A 14193-nucleotide genomic window follows, 5' to 3' on the forward strand; every position below is an offset into this window, starting at 1 on the left:
TGCCCTCGGGCGATTCGTTCAAGGTTTCATAGAGGTTCCTTCCAATATAAAAAAATTTGTGCGACATAATTTTCCCTAAACTAATGAGAATGTTTGTCATAAAATGGGTGGTATATGCCGTGGCACAATAATCTCAAGCACGGAATAGTTCTGCCTCCACTTTGGAGGCAACGATGTGCGATATCAGAAGAAGATTTGGTGAAAATCTCAGGGCTCTAAGGAAAGCTAGAGGGTTTTCCCAAGAGCACCTTGCTCACGCTGCCGGCATCGATAGAAGCTATGTGGGCAAGGTAGAGCGGGGCGAAGTCAATCTCACTATTGAGAAACTTTACCTTCTGGCCAAAGCTATTGGCTGTTCCCCAAAAGATCTCGTACCTCAGATCTGAAAACTTGTAAGCTGAAGCACTGTTCCTGGCTGGAGTGGTCGGGGCAGCATCTTGGAAAAGGTTGACAAAAAGACTGTTAGGAAAAACATGACCATTTGAAAATACTGGCATCGTGAGCAACTTCATGGTCATGCCTCAGTGCATTATACTGGCTAAATCTCACAGCTGGTTTCCATCAATTGGGCATTGAATCTAATGGAAAGACCGAAAACTGCAAGAGAGCTACACAGACTTGTCCAGCTTCACGACAACTATCTCAAATCCCTTTTACCCAACAACGGTCTCGAAGCTATTCATATCGCGAGCGGCTGTGTAAACCTCCCAGAGTGGGCTTTGCGACGATGGGATAAAGAAGTGAAGTGCCAAGGTGATTTCGTTTACGTTTCGGATGCTCATTACAAGAGATCGGGACTGTATGTTGACTATGACAGTTTGCTTGGTCGAGACTATGACGATCTACTCGATGGGCTCTTGAAAGCATGAATCGCCCTGTTGGCTTGAAACAGGATAATAACAAAACCCAATTACCCGTTCTTCCAGTTTTGCTGTGCGGAAATCCAGTTTTTGGCTTTCTCAACTGAAGTTTCCAAATCTAATTCTTTGAGGTGTGCATACCTCCCAGGGTCCGATTCAATCATTTCCAAAACCTGGGCCATTAATTCTCTGGGTACGGTAAAATCCAAAGATTTTATTTGTTTTATTGGATCTATTCGATTCGCCTCGCTCTCCAGCCAGGTCAGCCAATCGGGTTCTACCCCGCTTCCACGGACGGTTATAAAACGGTGCAAAGCTTCCGATCCTGAGTGGCAACTCTACGTCGCATCCTCGGATTATGGAATCGCTCGATGTAATCGAATATGTCGGCCCTTGCCTCATCCAGGGTTCGATAGCGCCGGTGATGAACACGCTCTCGCTTGAGTATTCCGAAGAACCCTTCACAAGCAGCATTGTCGCCGCAGTGCCCCACAGCACTCATACTGCTCACCACGCGGTTACGACCGAGGAAGCGTTGGTAATCGCCACTGGTGAACTGACTGCCGCGATCTGAATGCAGAATGACAGGTGCCTTTCCCCGGCGTTGCCAGACAGCCATCTCAACCGCCCTGATGACCATGTGACGATCCTGCCGATGATGCATCGACCATCCCACGACCAGCTTGCTGAACAGGTCGAGAACCACGCACAGAAACAGCTTTCCTTCCTGGGTGTGTACTTCGGTGATATCCGTCACCCACTTGGTGTCCGGCTCAAGTGCTGAGAAATCGCGCTCCAGATGATTCTTGATCCCTGGTGGGCGATAAGTCTGTCGACCAGCACGCCCTCGTTTCTTCCTGGGCCAGCCCTGAATACCATTTTTAGCCATCAGCCGAGCAACGCGGTTCAAACCGACAGAAGCTCCCTCAGCAACCAGATCCTCATGCATCCGGGGTGAACCGATCATCCCACCACTGTCGTCATGAATCTCTCGTATGCGAGTAAGCAAAGCTTGATTAGCCCTTGCTCTGGCTGATGGTGGCCGGGATGCCCAGGCGTAATAGCCGCTGGGTGACACCTTCAGGCAACGGCACATCAGGCGTATCGGAAAATCACTGCGACAATGCTGAATCGCCTGATACCTCAGGACGACTCCTTTGCGAAGAACACTGCCGCTTCGCGCAAAAAATCACGCTCCTTCTTCACACGGGCCAGTTCTCGCTTGAGACGCGCAACCTCCTCGTCTCTGGGGGAGCCAGAGCCCTTGAAGGCCTTGTCCGTCTCCTCATCCGCTTCTCTGCGCCAACGGGTCAGTACGTTGGGATTGATGCCGATCTCCAGAGCTATTTGTCGACAGCTCACACCGGGTTGGCGAGTCAAAGCAATCGCTTCGCGTTTGAATTCTGGGCTATATTTTCTGCGTTTGGACATGAACACTCCTTTGGCACATTGTGCCTCTTTTTAGAAGTGTCCGCAGTAACGGGGTAGAACCCGGTGCCGAATTGGAATCTCAGGGTGCCAGTACTGTGATAGCGATACTCCCAAGTCGTCCACCTGCTCTCTGACTTTACTCGTTCTTGTCGTCGGTGTTCTGTAACTGTGAAATAGATTTCCACCCCGTCTACAACTACGGAGTTTTTTGTTCGATCTGATTCGGACGGGGTATGAATTTTCCAGTGATGCATCTGGAACTCTCGAAGAATGGTATCCATCAGCAGAAGCGCTCTTTCCACCATTTCTGGCATGACCGCTATTCGGATTACCTCGGCCGAGCCTGGTAACACGTGCTGGTACTTGTAATCCCGCACAGCTTTTGGAGAAGAGTAGGTCTTATATGCCTTTCGGACTGTTGGTAGGGCCTCTGAAATGGACGTGACTGGGTGTATGCTCGCCGGTACCGAGTTGCTTGAACCGACGGGTGTCGGGCCAGATGTCAGAGCCCCCTTTGTGGCAGCTTTTGCGGTGCCCGAAGAGGGTTGCTTTTTGTTCCTAGGTTTCCGGGGAGGATCCTCAAGTGTAACGCTTTCGTCAGGGTTTCCTATCAGTGTTGGTTGGGTGGGTGATTTCCCCATGGACACTAATGTCCAATGCCCAGGTTTCGGCAGGGGGATGTTCTGCTTTTTGCTGGCATAGGTAATTGTGTTTGGATCGATTCCCCAGGCTGATGCAAGCTCCTTTCTGGGGGACGACCAGAGTGCCTCGTAGAGCGCCTGCCGGGTAATTTCCATGGGGACAGCCTCGTTTACTCAACGCTGGACGTGGTGGAGTGTTGTTTGGGGTTGAATGAGGCCCTCCGCCACAGATGGCGATACTGGGTCGCATCAATAAACAGCAGCGCATGCCCGTTACCGTGATAGCTCTATAATTACAACAAGTCATTTTTGTTGCCAAGAGCGGCTTGCGGAAGAGGTGAAATCGGACGAAGTTACCGATCTGAGAGGCTATGGAAGCTTGGTGGTTGAGGGTGAATGCATGCCCGCCCTCAGTAGAGGAACAAGGCCAGCCAAAATGAGCTAGTTGAGCAGACGATCATAGATGCTGCTCTATGTGTCGCTCTGAGAGCCTTTTCTAGTCACTGATTTCGGAAGGGTGTCGCTGGTAACTTTTGAAATTAAATTACTTTTGGGCCAACCATCTCTAGACCTCATGTTTGTGAGCACAATCCTAAACTGATCCATTGGCTCTTCCTTGTCAAGCCCGCCTCGGGATCTGTGCCCTGTGCCTGCGGGGAATCAATTTTCATGCAGGTTACCGAGTTCGACGGTAAGAATCGGGCGTGTTTGAGTTGTATGCGAACTGAGAAATGCAGACCAACCGTCCCGACAGAGCTATAGTGACAGCAAGCTTCTGTATAGGCCAGCATCGGCTCGGCATCGAGATTAACTCTTACGAGGGGAAAAAGTGCAAGTCATGATAGGCTTGAGGCGTCGATTAGGGGTGAAAGGCAGCGGTCATGAAAAATTCGATCAAGCGGGTATTGCCATTGGAAAAGTCCGTCACTCTCAGAGAATTTTCAAGAGCCCCCTCACGCTGCTTTGAAGACGTTCCAGTTGCCGTCGTAGCCAAAGGCCATCCAGTCGGTTACCTTCTGAGTCCTGAACTCTTCGAAGATCTCACATTTCTAATGGCTCAAACCAAAGACCCTGGTCTATTGAAGAAAGAACTCAATCTTTCTGACGCCTGGCTTGAGAAGTTTTTAGGTGCCGTTGATGTCTGAGGAGGCGAAGGCAGTTCAAGAGGTCGCGAAAACTACCGGTGTCGCGATCCGTGCAGTAGAAAAGATGGGTAAGTTTATTTCGGATGTAGCAGGTGTCCCTATAGAAACAGCGGTAGGCATCTTCGAAGACAAATTGCGCTACATCAGATGGGAAAATCAGCTAAACCTGATACACAAAGCACACGAAAAGCTGGCTCAGCGAGGTTTGTCTGCTCCCACACGCGTTCTTTCGTTGCAATTCACCGTGCCACTGGTTGAAGCAGCTTCGCTGGAAGAGGACGATTTCCTTCGAGATATGTGGGCTACGGTTCTTGTGAACGCTGCGGACGAACATATAGAAGTTCAGCTCCGAAGAGCGTTCATCTCTATCCTTGAAGATATGACATCTCTCGATGTGCAAATTCTGAGAGTTATCGGAGCCGCAGCCGGAAATCCCAAACACCATTTGGACATATTAAACCCCGGATTTTATCTTGGTTACCTACCAGACGAGGCAGCCGCCATGGATGAGTTTCAGGGCGGGATTCCAGAACCAAAAAAAGAGGTTCGAATTTCTGTAGGTAATTTACAGAGACTCAATCTGCTCGCAATCACTAATACAGTCGATGGAGTTTCCGATCCGAATCATGTAATGATAACGGAATTGGGAAAGGAGCTACTGAGGCTTTGCTCAAACGATAAAAGCGCAAAGGGCTGACTTAGCCATGAGTGTAGCCAGGCAAACGTAGCAGAATGGCCGATACTCCACTCTCAAAGGTTCGGGTATACCGCCATCTTGAGCAGTTCATAAGCGAATTTCAGGTTTTCTTCAGTTTCTTCTCTGTCGCGTAGCCAACGGGTGGAAAACCCAAGGTAACCTGCCCAGGCGACACCTTTCTTGAACTCCTCCCAATTCTGAACTTTGGCGCAGATCTCAATATATTGGTTTACCAGCTTATACTGGTTTTCGCCTGCTGAGTATTTGCCCAGCTCGAAGGCTCTTTCGAAATGCGAGGCTGCCTCAGAATATTTCTCCTTTCGATAGAGATGGGTCGCTCTGGCCCACTCTGTGAGCCACCCGAGTGCTTCATCGCCATTGCTTTGGATCGTACCCTCCAATTTTTCGATATCTGAAAGCGACTGGGCGTGGTTCTTCAGCCTCAGGCCAGTTTGGAGCGCCTCTACAAAAGTCTGCGGAGGATAGATCTCTCTTGCGTGAGCATCGTTAAGGATGACAGAGTAGCCTCCGTGAATACCGAGCAAACGGATATACACTCTAAACTTCGAAAACTTCTCGGACGGTACTGAATTGGTCTTTTGCAGGTGGGCCAATTGTTGAGCACCAGCAATGAGATTATCGGATCGATTTTTCCAAAATTGCCGAGTGTTAAGCTCCCATGCAGTATCCACTGCCTGAATGTTTCGCACGTTGTTTGCTACCAGTTTCCGATCAAGGTTTTGCTCGAATCGTTTGTGGTTCCTTCGAAGTCGCCTATCCTGCTTGCGCAAAGTTTCTGAAACTGCATAAAGCACTTCTCGTCCATAGGCTTTCTCAATTTTCCGGAAGGCCGCAGTCGTGAATCGAGCGACTGCAAGCACAGTGCTGAAATTATTTTTGAGTTGGGGCGAGATTTCGCGCCGATAGGCAACGTTCTTCGTTGTCCGCATTGCCTCTGTAGACTCATCAAGGTTGGTCAGTATCGCACTGAGGGAGGGGAACCTCTTGTTTGAAGTCCATCGCCAGGCATTTTCATAATTCTGTTTAAGCCTGTGGTCCTCATAGTCTCCTTGGTTGGGAAAATGAAATCTTGTTTGGTTGGTCTCCACAGTTTCGTAGATCCACTGGAATGCCTTGGCTAATGGCCATTGAATTTGCTGCTCGTCGAATGAAGGAAGCCACCAAGTGCGATCTTCAGGGAATTGATAGCCCGTAGCCTTAACATTAAAAATTAGAGCGTTCTTTTGGTAGGAGAGAACAACCCTTTCCGGGATTGAGGTAAGGAGCAAAAAACGTAAGGTATCTTGCTTGCTCAGATGGCTAATTTGAGTTCGAATCAGATCACGATACTGGTCCAAGGCATCAGCGATGCATTCGCGTACAGCGTGAGCCAGGCGGACTGAGCCTGTCGTTTCTCTGGTGAGTTCTTCAAAAAGTCCCAAGAGTTGGTCAAGGTTTCTGCGAAGTTCGCTGCTTTCATTCGCAAGCCGTCGAAGCCGAGTCTGTATCGATTTTTTCTCTGTCTCTGAGCGGATTATCCCCAAAGGGTCGTTTTTGGTTGGAAGGAAGCCAGCGAGCGCAAAAAGCTCTTTTGCCACCGCTCCAATCGCCGGAAATCCATATTCGTAATTCATTTAAATCCTCGAAAATGCCGGGTATCCAGAGATACCCGGTCGAATTTTCTTATAAGTCTTTTTTAGTTACCTTTCCGGGCATTGCCTCTTCCTTTGCCGGACTTATTACCCGTTGTGGCTGGCCAATTGCCGCCTGGGCCAGGATGAGTTGAAGGGCCACGTCCGCCAGTTTTCTTTGAGCCACCTTTTGAGTTTGCCATCTTTATCACCATCGTTCTGAGTTACTGATAGAAATCGCTGAGGCTTAACTGCGATCAGCGATGTTTCAAAGCGTAATAGGTAGCTTTTGATGAGTAACTCTGCCTTTTGGCGACATCATAAATGAATTCGAATTCTTGGGTTTTAATTTATCCATAACTACTTGTTTAAAAGCAAGTTTTTGACTTTTTCGTGAATGCATCTAGGATCTTAAAAAACACACTGGAGATCTAAAATGAACGCTGACACCATTGTCCGAAACTGGTACCTGGTCGATTTCACGCAAGATGGAAAGCGCCTTGAAAAGCGAGTGTTGTGGGGGATTGTCGTTGAGGACCGAAAAGGACGCTGGGTACCGGGCGATTGGTGTTGCACAAGCCTTGTCCTTGAAGAATTTGAAAACCAGCTCTTCAAGACCCGTAACAGTCTCTATCAAACGGATGGCGAAGGTATCCGCATGGAAGCGCCGGTCGAGACAGTAGAGCTTCTTCGTGCTGGCTACTCACCAGATCAGTGGCAAGCATAAGGAGCACGCTAAACAGCGGTTCCACCAGTGATTCCTGAACCATCCTTGCCAGAGTTCCTCCTATCCGATTGGGCGTATGGTCTAGGATTTCGGTTCTTTCTTAGCGAGCGAAAGTCGAAGTGCTTCTTCTACTCTGGCCATGACGCCGTTTAAATTGGTTGGGACCGCGCCCGAAACCTGTCGCTGATACCGTTTGAGTAACAACTCCAGCTTGCGGAGCAATTGGTCGGTTCGGATAGGGAGTAAGAGCATCCCGGTCCCAACGCTCTGGTTACTTGTAGGAACTGGAACGTCATAGAAGAAACCGACTACTTGATTCTGATCTGACCAGTCGTTGAATTGATCACCAGAGTGTTTGTGAATCTGGTCCCCTCTAAGCAGAGTGAGCGTCCCCTCGAGGCCAAGGTGAAGCTTGAGCCAGTGTGCAAGGTCTGAGCTACCTTTCCCTCCCAGTGCTTGTGCAACATCGTCGATTGATGCCAGCATCTGTTTTAGAGCACTGTCCGCCTCCGTTGACTCGCTGTGAGTCAACGCCGGAAAAAAACGAGCCCACTCGCCAACCACTAACTGTTTTCTATATAAGTCGAAAGGCACACACCATAGGTGAAGATCTTCGCTGAAACTCAACTTCGGCAGAGGTTCCTGAAATGCTGCATGTTTGGGATATATCAGCAGCATATGGCCATATCCATTCTGGTATTTGTGTCCGTAAGCGAAGAGTTGGTAGAGGTCAGCCTGTTTAATGCCGTACTTCTCAGCCGATGTATTCTGGGTGGCCGCCAAAAGCTTCCATTTCGCGTCCATTACGTTCTTGCGGCTGAGATAAGTCACCAGCAGATCAGGTTTCAGTTGGAACCAGGATTCCTCAGGGGCTCTATCCGGAGCGTGTTGTATCAACCATTGACTTGCCGCTTGAGGATTCAGCTTTGCACCAGAGCGCATCCGTTTTTTAATGTGGTGAGTGACATAGTTTTCAAAAAGCTGTTCCATTGGGAACAGCATCGCGATGCCGCTGTGCAGGCCGTGTTGAAAGTTGGGGTTTAGTTGTTCGAGAACCAAAACACACCAGGACTTTATTGCTTTGTAGGGCTGCATCAACTTGGTGTTCTGCCATTGATTGATTTGGGGCAACGGCTTTTTGAAAGGCTCGATAACTGACAGTTGGTGAGACAGCGCGTTTGCTACCCGCCAGTTCTGTCCGTTCTTGGTGAGCTTTAGCACATAATCCAGTGCGGTCCTCAGCAGACGATTTTCAGTTCGATTCGGAGTGAATACGTCATGGCGGATATTGAACCAAGTCGCTCGTGCTGGGGATTGTCGGCTTTGTCTGCCCACATCCAACTGACCGCGAACAAACCTACTTTCCTCTTCGACGGTTTCGTAATCGAATCGGAGACCTCGCTTCACGAGGTGGGTCAGCTGATTGAGAAACTGTGCGATGATCCATTCGTGAATGGGTAGATCAGCGCGCCTGAGATCTGCTGAGTCTCCTTCACGGCCATCCAGTGACGCAGAGCATCCAAGCATATCCTGCAAAAGCATACGCAGCGACTCAGGCTCTTCTGGCGACGCAAATTCAGTTTTTGGCAGAATCTCGATGCCTTCACCGGAAGGGCTTTGGAGGTAACCGATGTAGCTTCCCAGCTTTAGGTATTTCTTGCCGTTCCGAATGATGAGTTTGGAATCCTGCTCCCACTGATTGTGCAGGTCGATAAGCCACTCAAACGTTGCACCCGACACTTGCCCAACATCCATACTCGTGTTGGCCTCAGGATCAGAGGTGATGGTGGCATACTCTCGAACTTGAATCACCGATGCATTCCAACGATCTGCTGATACGCTTCCGCTTCATCGAAAGCGGTTTCGTTGATCCTGAACCTGCTATCGGTCAACTGTTCTGCAATTTTGCCTGGGAAAAGATCGGTTAAGTTGCGCGTGAAGGCATTAGCACCAGTCGTTCCAGGAGTAATGAATTTATGCTCGGAAGCTTTGGCAGGATCGTTCAGGACCCAACCGATACGCTCGTAATCTTCGAAAAAGTATTCCTGAAGCAGAGGAATGACTTTGTCGCGGAATATTTGCCGGAGAGCCACCTGTCGTTCTGACTCCGATTCCATGTCTGCTAGTTCTATGAAATAGGCATGGCCAATCTGATGGTCAGAGTCCAGCAGGACTTCGATACGCTGGTTAATCATATCCAAAAGCGTATCAAGCGGAATGTCGTAAACGGTGATGTCGGACAAGCTGATGGGATCAGGAAGCATTTCAACGAAGCTAAAACGCCTACGAAGTGCCAGGTCCAGTTGGGCCAGGGATTTGTCAGCTGTGTTCATCGTACCAATGATAAAAACATTGGACGGCACTGAGAACTGCTCTTTGGAATAGGGCAATGTCACCGACTGAGCGTCAGAAGCTCCAGCTCGTTTGCTCGGTTCAAGGAGCGTTATTAGTTCGCCAAAAATTCGGGCGATGTTGCCTCGGTTGATCTCATCGATGATTAGAACATGCGGTGGTGCGCTTTCCTCAGGAGAATCTGTCGATACCATCTCCAGTAATCGATTTGTCTTCAGTTTCGAGGGCTTCAGTTTGTATAAGGTCATCTGGGTAAACTGACTGGCATATAGCTCACTGACTGGACGAGAGCTTTCGTAAACCTGAAGCCATTTCACGTTACGGGCTTGATGGAACCAATCTGGCTTCTCCTCAAGCGTTCGATGGGGGCCGGTAACTTCGGCTATGGCGCGAAATCGAGAGTTGCCGTCTGAAATGACCAGCAGGTCACCTTCCTTCACATGGTTTCGAAAGGTGTTCACGGCACGAAAAGCGTACTCCTGCTTTTCGGAGGGATTGTGTTCCAAGTAACGTTTTTTAACCGACTCATAATCGTCGCACCCGGAGAAATCGGCATCTTCGCCCCATCCAAGAAGAACGTAGTCATTTTCCAGACATTCTGTGAAAACCTCACCGGCTTCTGCTGTCTGAGAGTTGCCTAATGACATTTTCCAGACCGCTCTGTCGGCGAGACTTTCTGGTGAAATCGTTTGATGGGCTATGACTCGTTTGTCGGCGTTCTTGCATAGTGTCTTGAAAACGCCGTCTCGGACCGGATAGTGAAGTTCGCCCGTTTCAGGATCGCTTTCAGCTCGGATACCTTCAATAAAGTCTTCATAGGCGAAGCTCTGGTGAAAAGTCGTAAACCTTATTCGCTCTTCCTGGACTAACTCGTCAAAACGCGCTTTCAGAGCCGCCCGATTTTCCTCAGAGTCAGATTGGGTTCCATTTTCTCTATACCATTCTGGATCGGTTATCTGAACGGCCAGGTCGGTTGTGCGGTAGGTCTTTCCGGTACCGGGAGGACCATAGAGAATTTGATTGAGAGGAAACTGCATTGCGTCTTCCTTATTTGGCTGAGCATTCTCTCTCTCGGTAAGAGAAGAATCGGTTTGTTGGCCTCTTAAAATGTTCACAACTTCCTTCAAGACATCGGCATTAGCTACCTCTGCGGGGTAACCGAATTGCGACTGCCCATTTCGCTTCGGGAAACGACGATAGTTGGAATTCTTACTTGGTTGGGCCGAAATATGTAGGCCCGCAATATTTCGTAAATCGCGGCCTATTTGTCCACCTCGAGGCGGAAGAACCAACGGTTCCTTCTTTACCTTCCGCTTCACATAGAGATAAATGTCATTTCCGACGTAGTGTTCGTAAGCGTAGAAAGGGTGGTGTTCACCTGGCTTAATGTCGCAACCAAGCTTTTTCAGTTCGGTATGAATTTCGTCCGCAGTCAACATTCAGAATCTTCCATGCAGCAGTCGTAAATGGCGGCCTTTCCAAGTCTTACTTTCTAATTTTTGATTGGTTTATCAGGGCATCGAGGACCATTCCGGTGAAACTCATCCTGATTGGTTCTCAGGCACCACCGATCTTGGCCGCAGTTATACGCCAAAAAAATTTTTGACGTATAACTTTTAAAAACTATTCTTTCGAAATTTTCAATAATGACCCTTGATGTACTCATAGGCCTTATTGAATAACTCTTTATCCTTCCCCAATCCAAACTGAACTAACGTCAACATCAAAGCTTTCTGTATCTCTCTCGGTCCACTGGCAGAGTTCTGCCACCCATCAAATCGGGTAGCTTTGACGATCTTGTCGATCTGCTCCACCACATCCTGGATGACCTTTGGAGTTCGGTCAGGCCTGGTCTCCATGAAGAGCTTGGTAAGCGCCTGAACATTGTCTTCCTCAGTGACCGTGCGCTCGCCAGTCTGTTTCTCAAGTTCAACGGTTTCTTTGGCGGTATCAAGCAGGCCTTTGAGCCAATCAATGGCCTTAATCACTCCAGCCTCGTACTGTTGCCTGAGCTTTTCTAAACGTTCTCCGAGCGCTACGAATTCCGGGTTTCCACTACCGCGAAGCCGCCCCATCAAATCTATCTCAAGTCGGCGTGCGCGCTTCTCTTGTTCTTTCTCTGTGAGCGTGAAAATGGCGTGCTCATCCATCACAAGTTCATCGATATCATTCCGAATGCGGTTGATATCGGTGTTTTCGTGGATCATTTTGATGGTTTCAGGCCCGAGCGCGGCCCAGACCAGAGCGCCAGTTTGGCCAACGGGGCGAACACTCTCATAGATTTGAGCGAGCCATTTGTAATCGTTTCGGTAGGGCGCGAGGAAAGGGTCTGGATTGATCGCAGACCAGAGTTTGCTGAGTACGCCAAACGCGGCGGCAAATTCGTCCCGTTTCTCATTGGTCGGCAGGCATTCCTGGGCCGCGATGATGCCCTCAAAGCCTTCCAGGGATCGATCCACCCCAGGGAAGAACGCCAAGCACTTTTTCAGCTGCTCTGGAAGCATTTCCTTAAAGCGTTCGATGCCTTCAACAACGCCCTCGATCTCGTCGGGGTTGTAAGCGAGGGCCGTTCGCAGGTTCTCAAACACACCAAGATAGTCGATGATCAATCCCATTCCCTTGCGCACACCGTTTGCTTCGTAGAGACGGTTGGTACGGCACATAGCCTGGAGGAGGGTGTGGTCTCGAAGTGGCTTGTCCAGGTACATGCAGTAGCAAATGGGAGCATCAAAACCAGTGAGAAGTTTTGCAGTAACAATGAGAAGCTGGAGAGGGTTCTCTGGATCTTTGTAGGACTCAATCAGGTCTTTTTGTAGTTGGTCATCTCCGTCAATCTCCTGCCAACGCTGAAAGTCCGCCTCCGTTATCGGTAGTTCCAATTCTTTGTTCCATTTACGCCAGTCTCTGTTTTCCTTCCCATCTTTGCCACCGCCTTTCGCTTTAATCGGAGCTTGATCAACGTTCATCACCACTTCGACGGCGTCAAAACCAAGCTTCTGGCCGAGTAGGTAATACATCTGAACGCAGGCATCTCGGTCGTAAACAACCACCATGCCTTTCAATTTTTTCGGCTTCACGTGGCTGGTGAAGTGGTCAACGATGTCGTCGCTGATCGCCTCCATACGCTTCGGGGCTTTCAGCATTACTGCCAACTTGCCCGCCCGCGTAGACAGCGCGGTCTTCTCATCGTTGTCCAAGCCGTGTTCTTCAGCTAGCCGTTCAAACTCTTTGTCAATTGAGGCTCTATCGACGCGAAGCTCGGCCAAGCGTGGTTCGAATTTCACTGGTACGGTAGCCCCGTCGCGGATGGACTGCTTGTAGCTGTAGCGATTCATGTATCTGCCGGGGTCTTCGTCCGCACCAAACAGCTTGAAGGTGTTTCGCTCGATGCTTGAAATCGGCGTTCCTGTCAGGCCGTAGAAGTGTGCGTTCGGCAGGGCCCAGCGCATCTTGTCACCAAGGGAGCCCTCTTGGGTCCGGTGCGCTTCGTCGACCAACACAATGATGTTGTCCCGGTCATTCAGGCCTTTTGGATTACTTTCATCAATCTCGACATCTTGGAATTTGAAAATGGTCGTAATCAAAATGCCACGGCTGTCCTGCTCAATGTGCTCGCCCAATTTCTTGCAACTTTGCACCTTAACGAGGTTCTTAACGTCGGCACCGCCAAATGTTTCGTTTATTTGGCTATCAAGGTCTCGCCGATCCACCACCACCAGAACGGTGGGGTTTTTGAGGTCATTATCGGCTCGCAGCATACGAGCCGCGTAAAGCATCAGTAGGGACTTGCCGGAGCCCTGAAAGTGCCAGATCAGACCCTTTTTGGGGTAACCGCTTTTGACGCGGTCGACGATTTGCTTGGCAGCTTCGAATTGAGGGTAACGGGGAAGCAGCTTGATGCGTTTTGGTGGTGTTTTTTTGCCGGTCTTGATGGTTGAGAAGAGAGCGAAGGATTCGAGTATCCGAAGCAGCGTCCGAGGGTTCAGTAATCCTTCAACACTTGCAAGGACTGAGGCCATGCCCGTGAGCTGCTCTTCTTCCTGTTCAGTGGTATGCCAGGGCCCCCAATCTTTGGGGCCAGCGTTTATCGCACCATACGCGAAGGTCCGACCCTCGGAGGCGAAGCACAACAGATTTGGGACGAAGAAGGGTTCAGCGTTCTTCCAGTAGTGCTTGGTGCCACCGATGAAGTCAGCGGCACCATCCTGCCAAGTGACGCTTGGGCGCGTTGCTGTTTTGACTTCGCCAACAACCAGCGGGATACCGTTGATATAGAGCACGATATCGAAGAACACTTCCGTGGCAGCGATATAGTGCACCTGCTGCGCAATGACAAAGTGGTTGTTTTCAATGTTGTCGAAATCGATCAGGTTGATGGTGATGTGGTCGCCATTCTCGCCGAAGGGCAAGGTCTTATCGGCCATCAACCACTCTTGAAAATTTTCGTTGGCCTTCACCAAACCGGTATGACGAGCTTCGAGTACCACGCCGCGTAGCTTGTAAATAATCTCATCTGCGTAGTCGGGCTGCCTGGCGACATCGGGGTTTAACGAACAAAGTGCGTTTTTGAGCCATTCATCGACGAAGATATCTTGTGCTTGCTTTGGCAGGCTTTCCCCGTGGCAGTAGTTCCAATCTACTCCGCTCAATCCTTTCAAGCGGTCAATGATTCCGTTTTCTGTGACGGTTTGTTCGTTAAACATATAGGG

General features: G+C 49.6%; 11 protein-coding genes. 4 read left to right on the plus strand and 7 right to left on the minus strand.

Annotation, left to right across the window (positions count from 1 at the left end):
- Positions 1 to 173: 173 nt before the first annotated feature.
- Positions 174 to 386: a helix-turn-helix domain-containing protein gene (locus NUW46_RS04435; protein ID WP_418141460.1), complete on the plus strand. Its 213-nt coding sequence runs from the start codon at positions 174 to 176 to the stop codon at positions 384 to 386.
- Between the two features lie 524 nt (positions 387 to 910).
- On the opposite strand, the gene NUW46_RS04440 is transcribed toward NUW46_RS04435, so the two are convergent.
- The 3 genes from NUW46_RS04440 to NUW46_RS04450 all read right to left on the minus strand — a co-directional run bounded on the left by NUW46_RS04440 (position 911) and on the right by NUW46_RS04450 (position 3088).
- On the minus strand, positions 911 to 1174 hold the full coding sequence (locus NUW46_RS04440) for a hypothetical protein (RefSeq protein WP_418141462.1): 264 nt from the start codon (positions 1172 to 1174) through the stop codon (positions 911 to 913).
- Positions 1159 to 2291, minus strand: a protein-coding gene (locus NUW46_RS04445) for an IS3 family transposase (RefSeq protein WP_418141463.1) whose coding sequence is annotated in 2 segments (ribosomal slippage) — positions 1159 to 2051 and positions 2051 to 2291 — 1134 coding nt in all. Because the reading frame shifts where the segments join, the coding sequence is not laid out codon by codon here. Before NUW46_RS04445 ends, NUW46_RS04440 begins: the two co-directional genes overlap by 16 nt.
- Positions 2237 to 3088: a hypothetical protein gene (locus tag NUW46_RS04450; RefSeq protein ID WP_418141464.1), complete on the minus strand. Its 852-nt coding sequence runs from the start codon at positions 3086 to 3088 to the stop codon at positions 2237 to 2239. Before NUW46_RS04450 ends, NUW46_RS04445 begins: the two co-directional genes overlap by 55 nt.
- Before the next feature lie 725 nt (positions 3089 to 3813).
- Between NUW46_RS04450 and NUW46_RS04455 the strand changes: the two genes are divergently transcribed.
- Both NUW46_RS04455 and NUW46_RS04460 read left to right on the plus strand, forming a co-directional pair.
- The gene (locus NUW46_RS04455; protein WP_418141465.1) at positions 3814 to 4077 is read left to right on the plus strand and encodes a hypothetical protein; all 264 of its coding nucleotides are present in this window, start codon (positions 3814 to 3816) and stop codon (positions 4075 to 4077) included.
- On the plus strand, positions 4070 to 4774 hold the full coding sequence (locus tag NUW46_RS04460) for an Abi-alpha family protein (protein ID WP_418141466.1): 705 nt from the start codon (positions 4070 to 4072) through the stop codon (positions 4772 to 4774). The genes NUW46_RS04455 and NUW46_RS04460 overlap by 8 nt, the downstream gene beginning before the upstream one ends.
- Positions 4775 to 4827: 53 nt before the next feature.
- Here the strand turns inward: NUW46_RS04460 and NUW46_RS04465 are convergent, their stop codons facing one another.
- Complete coding sequence (locus tag NUW46_RS04465) at positions 4828 to 6408, minus strand: hypothetical protein (protein WP_418141467.1); 1581 nt, start codon at positions 6406 to 6408, stop codon at positions 4828 to 4830.
- A 433-nt stretch (positions 6409 to 6841) separates the two neighbouring features.
- Between NUW46_RS04465 and NUW46_RS04470 the strand changes: the two genes are divergently transcribed.
- Entirely contained in the window at positions 6842 to 7132 is a 291-nt protein-coding gene (locus tag NUW46_RS04470) for a DUF6957 family protein (protein ID WP_418141468.1), read from the plus strand.
- Positions 7133 to 7213: 81 nt separating this feature from the next.
- Here the strand turns inward: NUW46_RS04470 and NUW46_RS04475 are convergent, their stop codons facing one another.
- The 3 genes from NUW46_RS04475 to NUW46_RS04485 all read right to left on the minus strand — a co-directional run bounded on the left by NUW46_RS04475 (position 7214) and on the right by NUW46_RS04485 (position 14187).
- Complete coding sequence (locus NUW46_RS04475) at positions 7214 to 8944, minus strand: McrC family protein (RefSeq protein WP_418141469.1); 1731 nt, start codon at positions 8942 to 8944, stop codon at positions 7214 to 7216.
- A complete protein-coding gene (locus NUW46_RS04480; RefSeq protein WP_418141470.1) occupies positions 8941 to 10923 on the minus strand; it encodes an AAA family ATPase in 1983 nt (660 codons plus the stop codon). Before NUW46_RS04480 ends, NUW46_RS04475 begins: the two co-directional genes overlap by 4 nt.
- Positions 10924 to 11124: 201 nt before the next feature.
- Positions 11125 to 14187, minus strand: coding sequence for a type I restriction endonuclease subunit R (locus tag NUW46_RS04485; protein ID WP_418141471.1), 3063 nt, complete (start codon positions 14185 to 14187; stop codon positions 11125 to 11127).
- Positions 14188 to 14193: the final 6 nt, after the last annotated feature.

The organism is Marinobacter sp. MA (genome assembly GCF_048298425.1).
GTDB lineage: Bacteria > Pseudomonadota > Gammaproteobacteria > Pseudomonadales > Oleiphilaceae > Marinobacter > Marinobacter salsuginis.

Excerpts from the sequence above, each read along its gene's own strand:
- NUW46_RS04470 (WP_418141468.1), top strand. The coding sequence starts at position 6,842 with ATGAACGCTGACACCATTGTCCGAAACTGGTACCTGGTCGATTTCACG.
- NUW46_RS04455 (WP_418141465.1), top strand. The coding sequence starts at position 3,814 with ATGAAAAATTCGATCAAGCGGGTATTGCCATTGGAAAAGTCCGTCACT.
- NUW46_RS04460 (WP_418141466.1), top strand. The coding sequence starts at position 4,070 with ATGTCTGAGGAGGCGAAGGCAGTTCAAGAGGTCGCGAAAACTACCGGT.
- NUW46_RS04485 (WP_418141471.1), bottom strand. The coding sequence starts at position 14,187 with ATGTTTAACGAACAAACCGTCACAGAAAACGGAATCATTGACCGCTTG.
- NUW46_RS04480 (WP_418141470.1), bottom strand. The coding sequence starts at position 10,923 with ATGTTGACTGCGGACGAAATTCATACCGAACTGAAAAAGCTTGGTTGC.
- NUW46_RS04450 (WP_418141464.1), bottom strand. The coding sequence starts at position 3,088 with ATGGAAATTACCCGGCAGGCGCTCTACGAGGCACTCTGGTCGTCCCCC.
- NUW46_RS04435 (WP_418141460.1), top strand. The coding sequence starts at position 174 with ATGTGCGATATCAGAAGAAGATTTGGTGAAAATCTCAGGGCTCTAAGG.
- NUW46_RS04465 (WP_418141467.1), bottom strand. The coding sequence starts at position 6,408 with ATGAATTACGAATATGGATTTCCGGCGATTGGAGCGGTGGCAAAAGAG.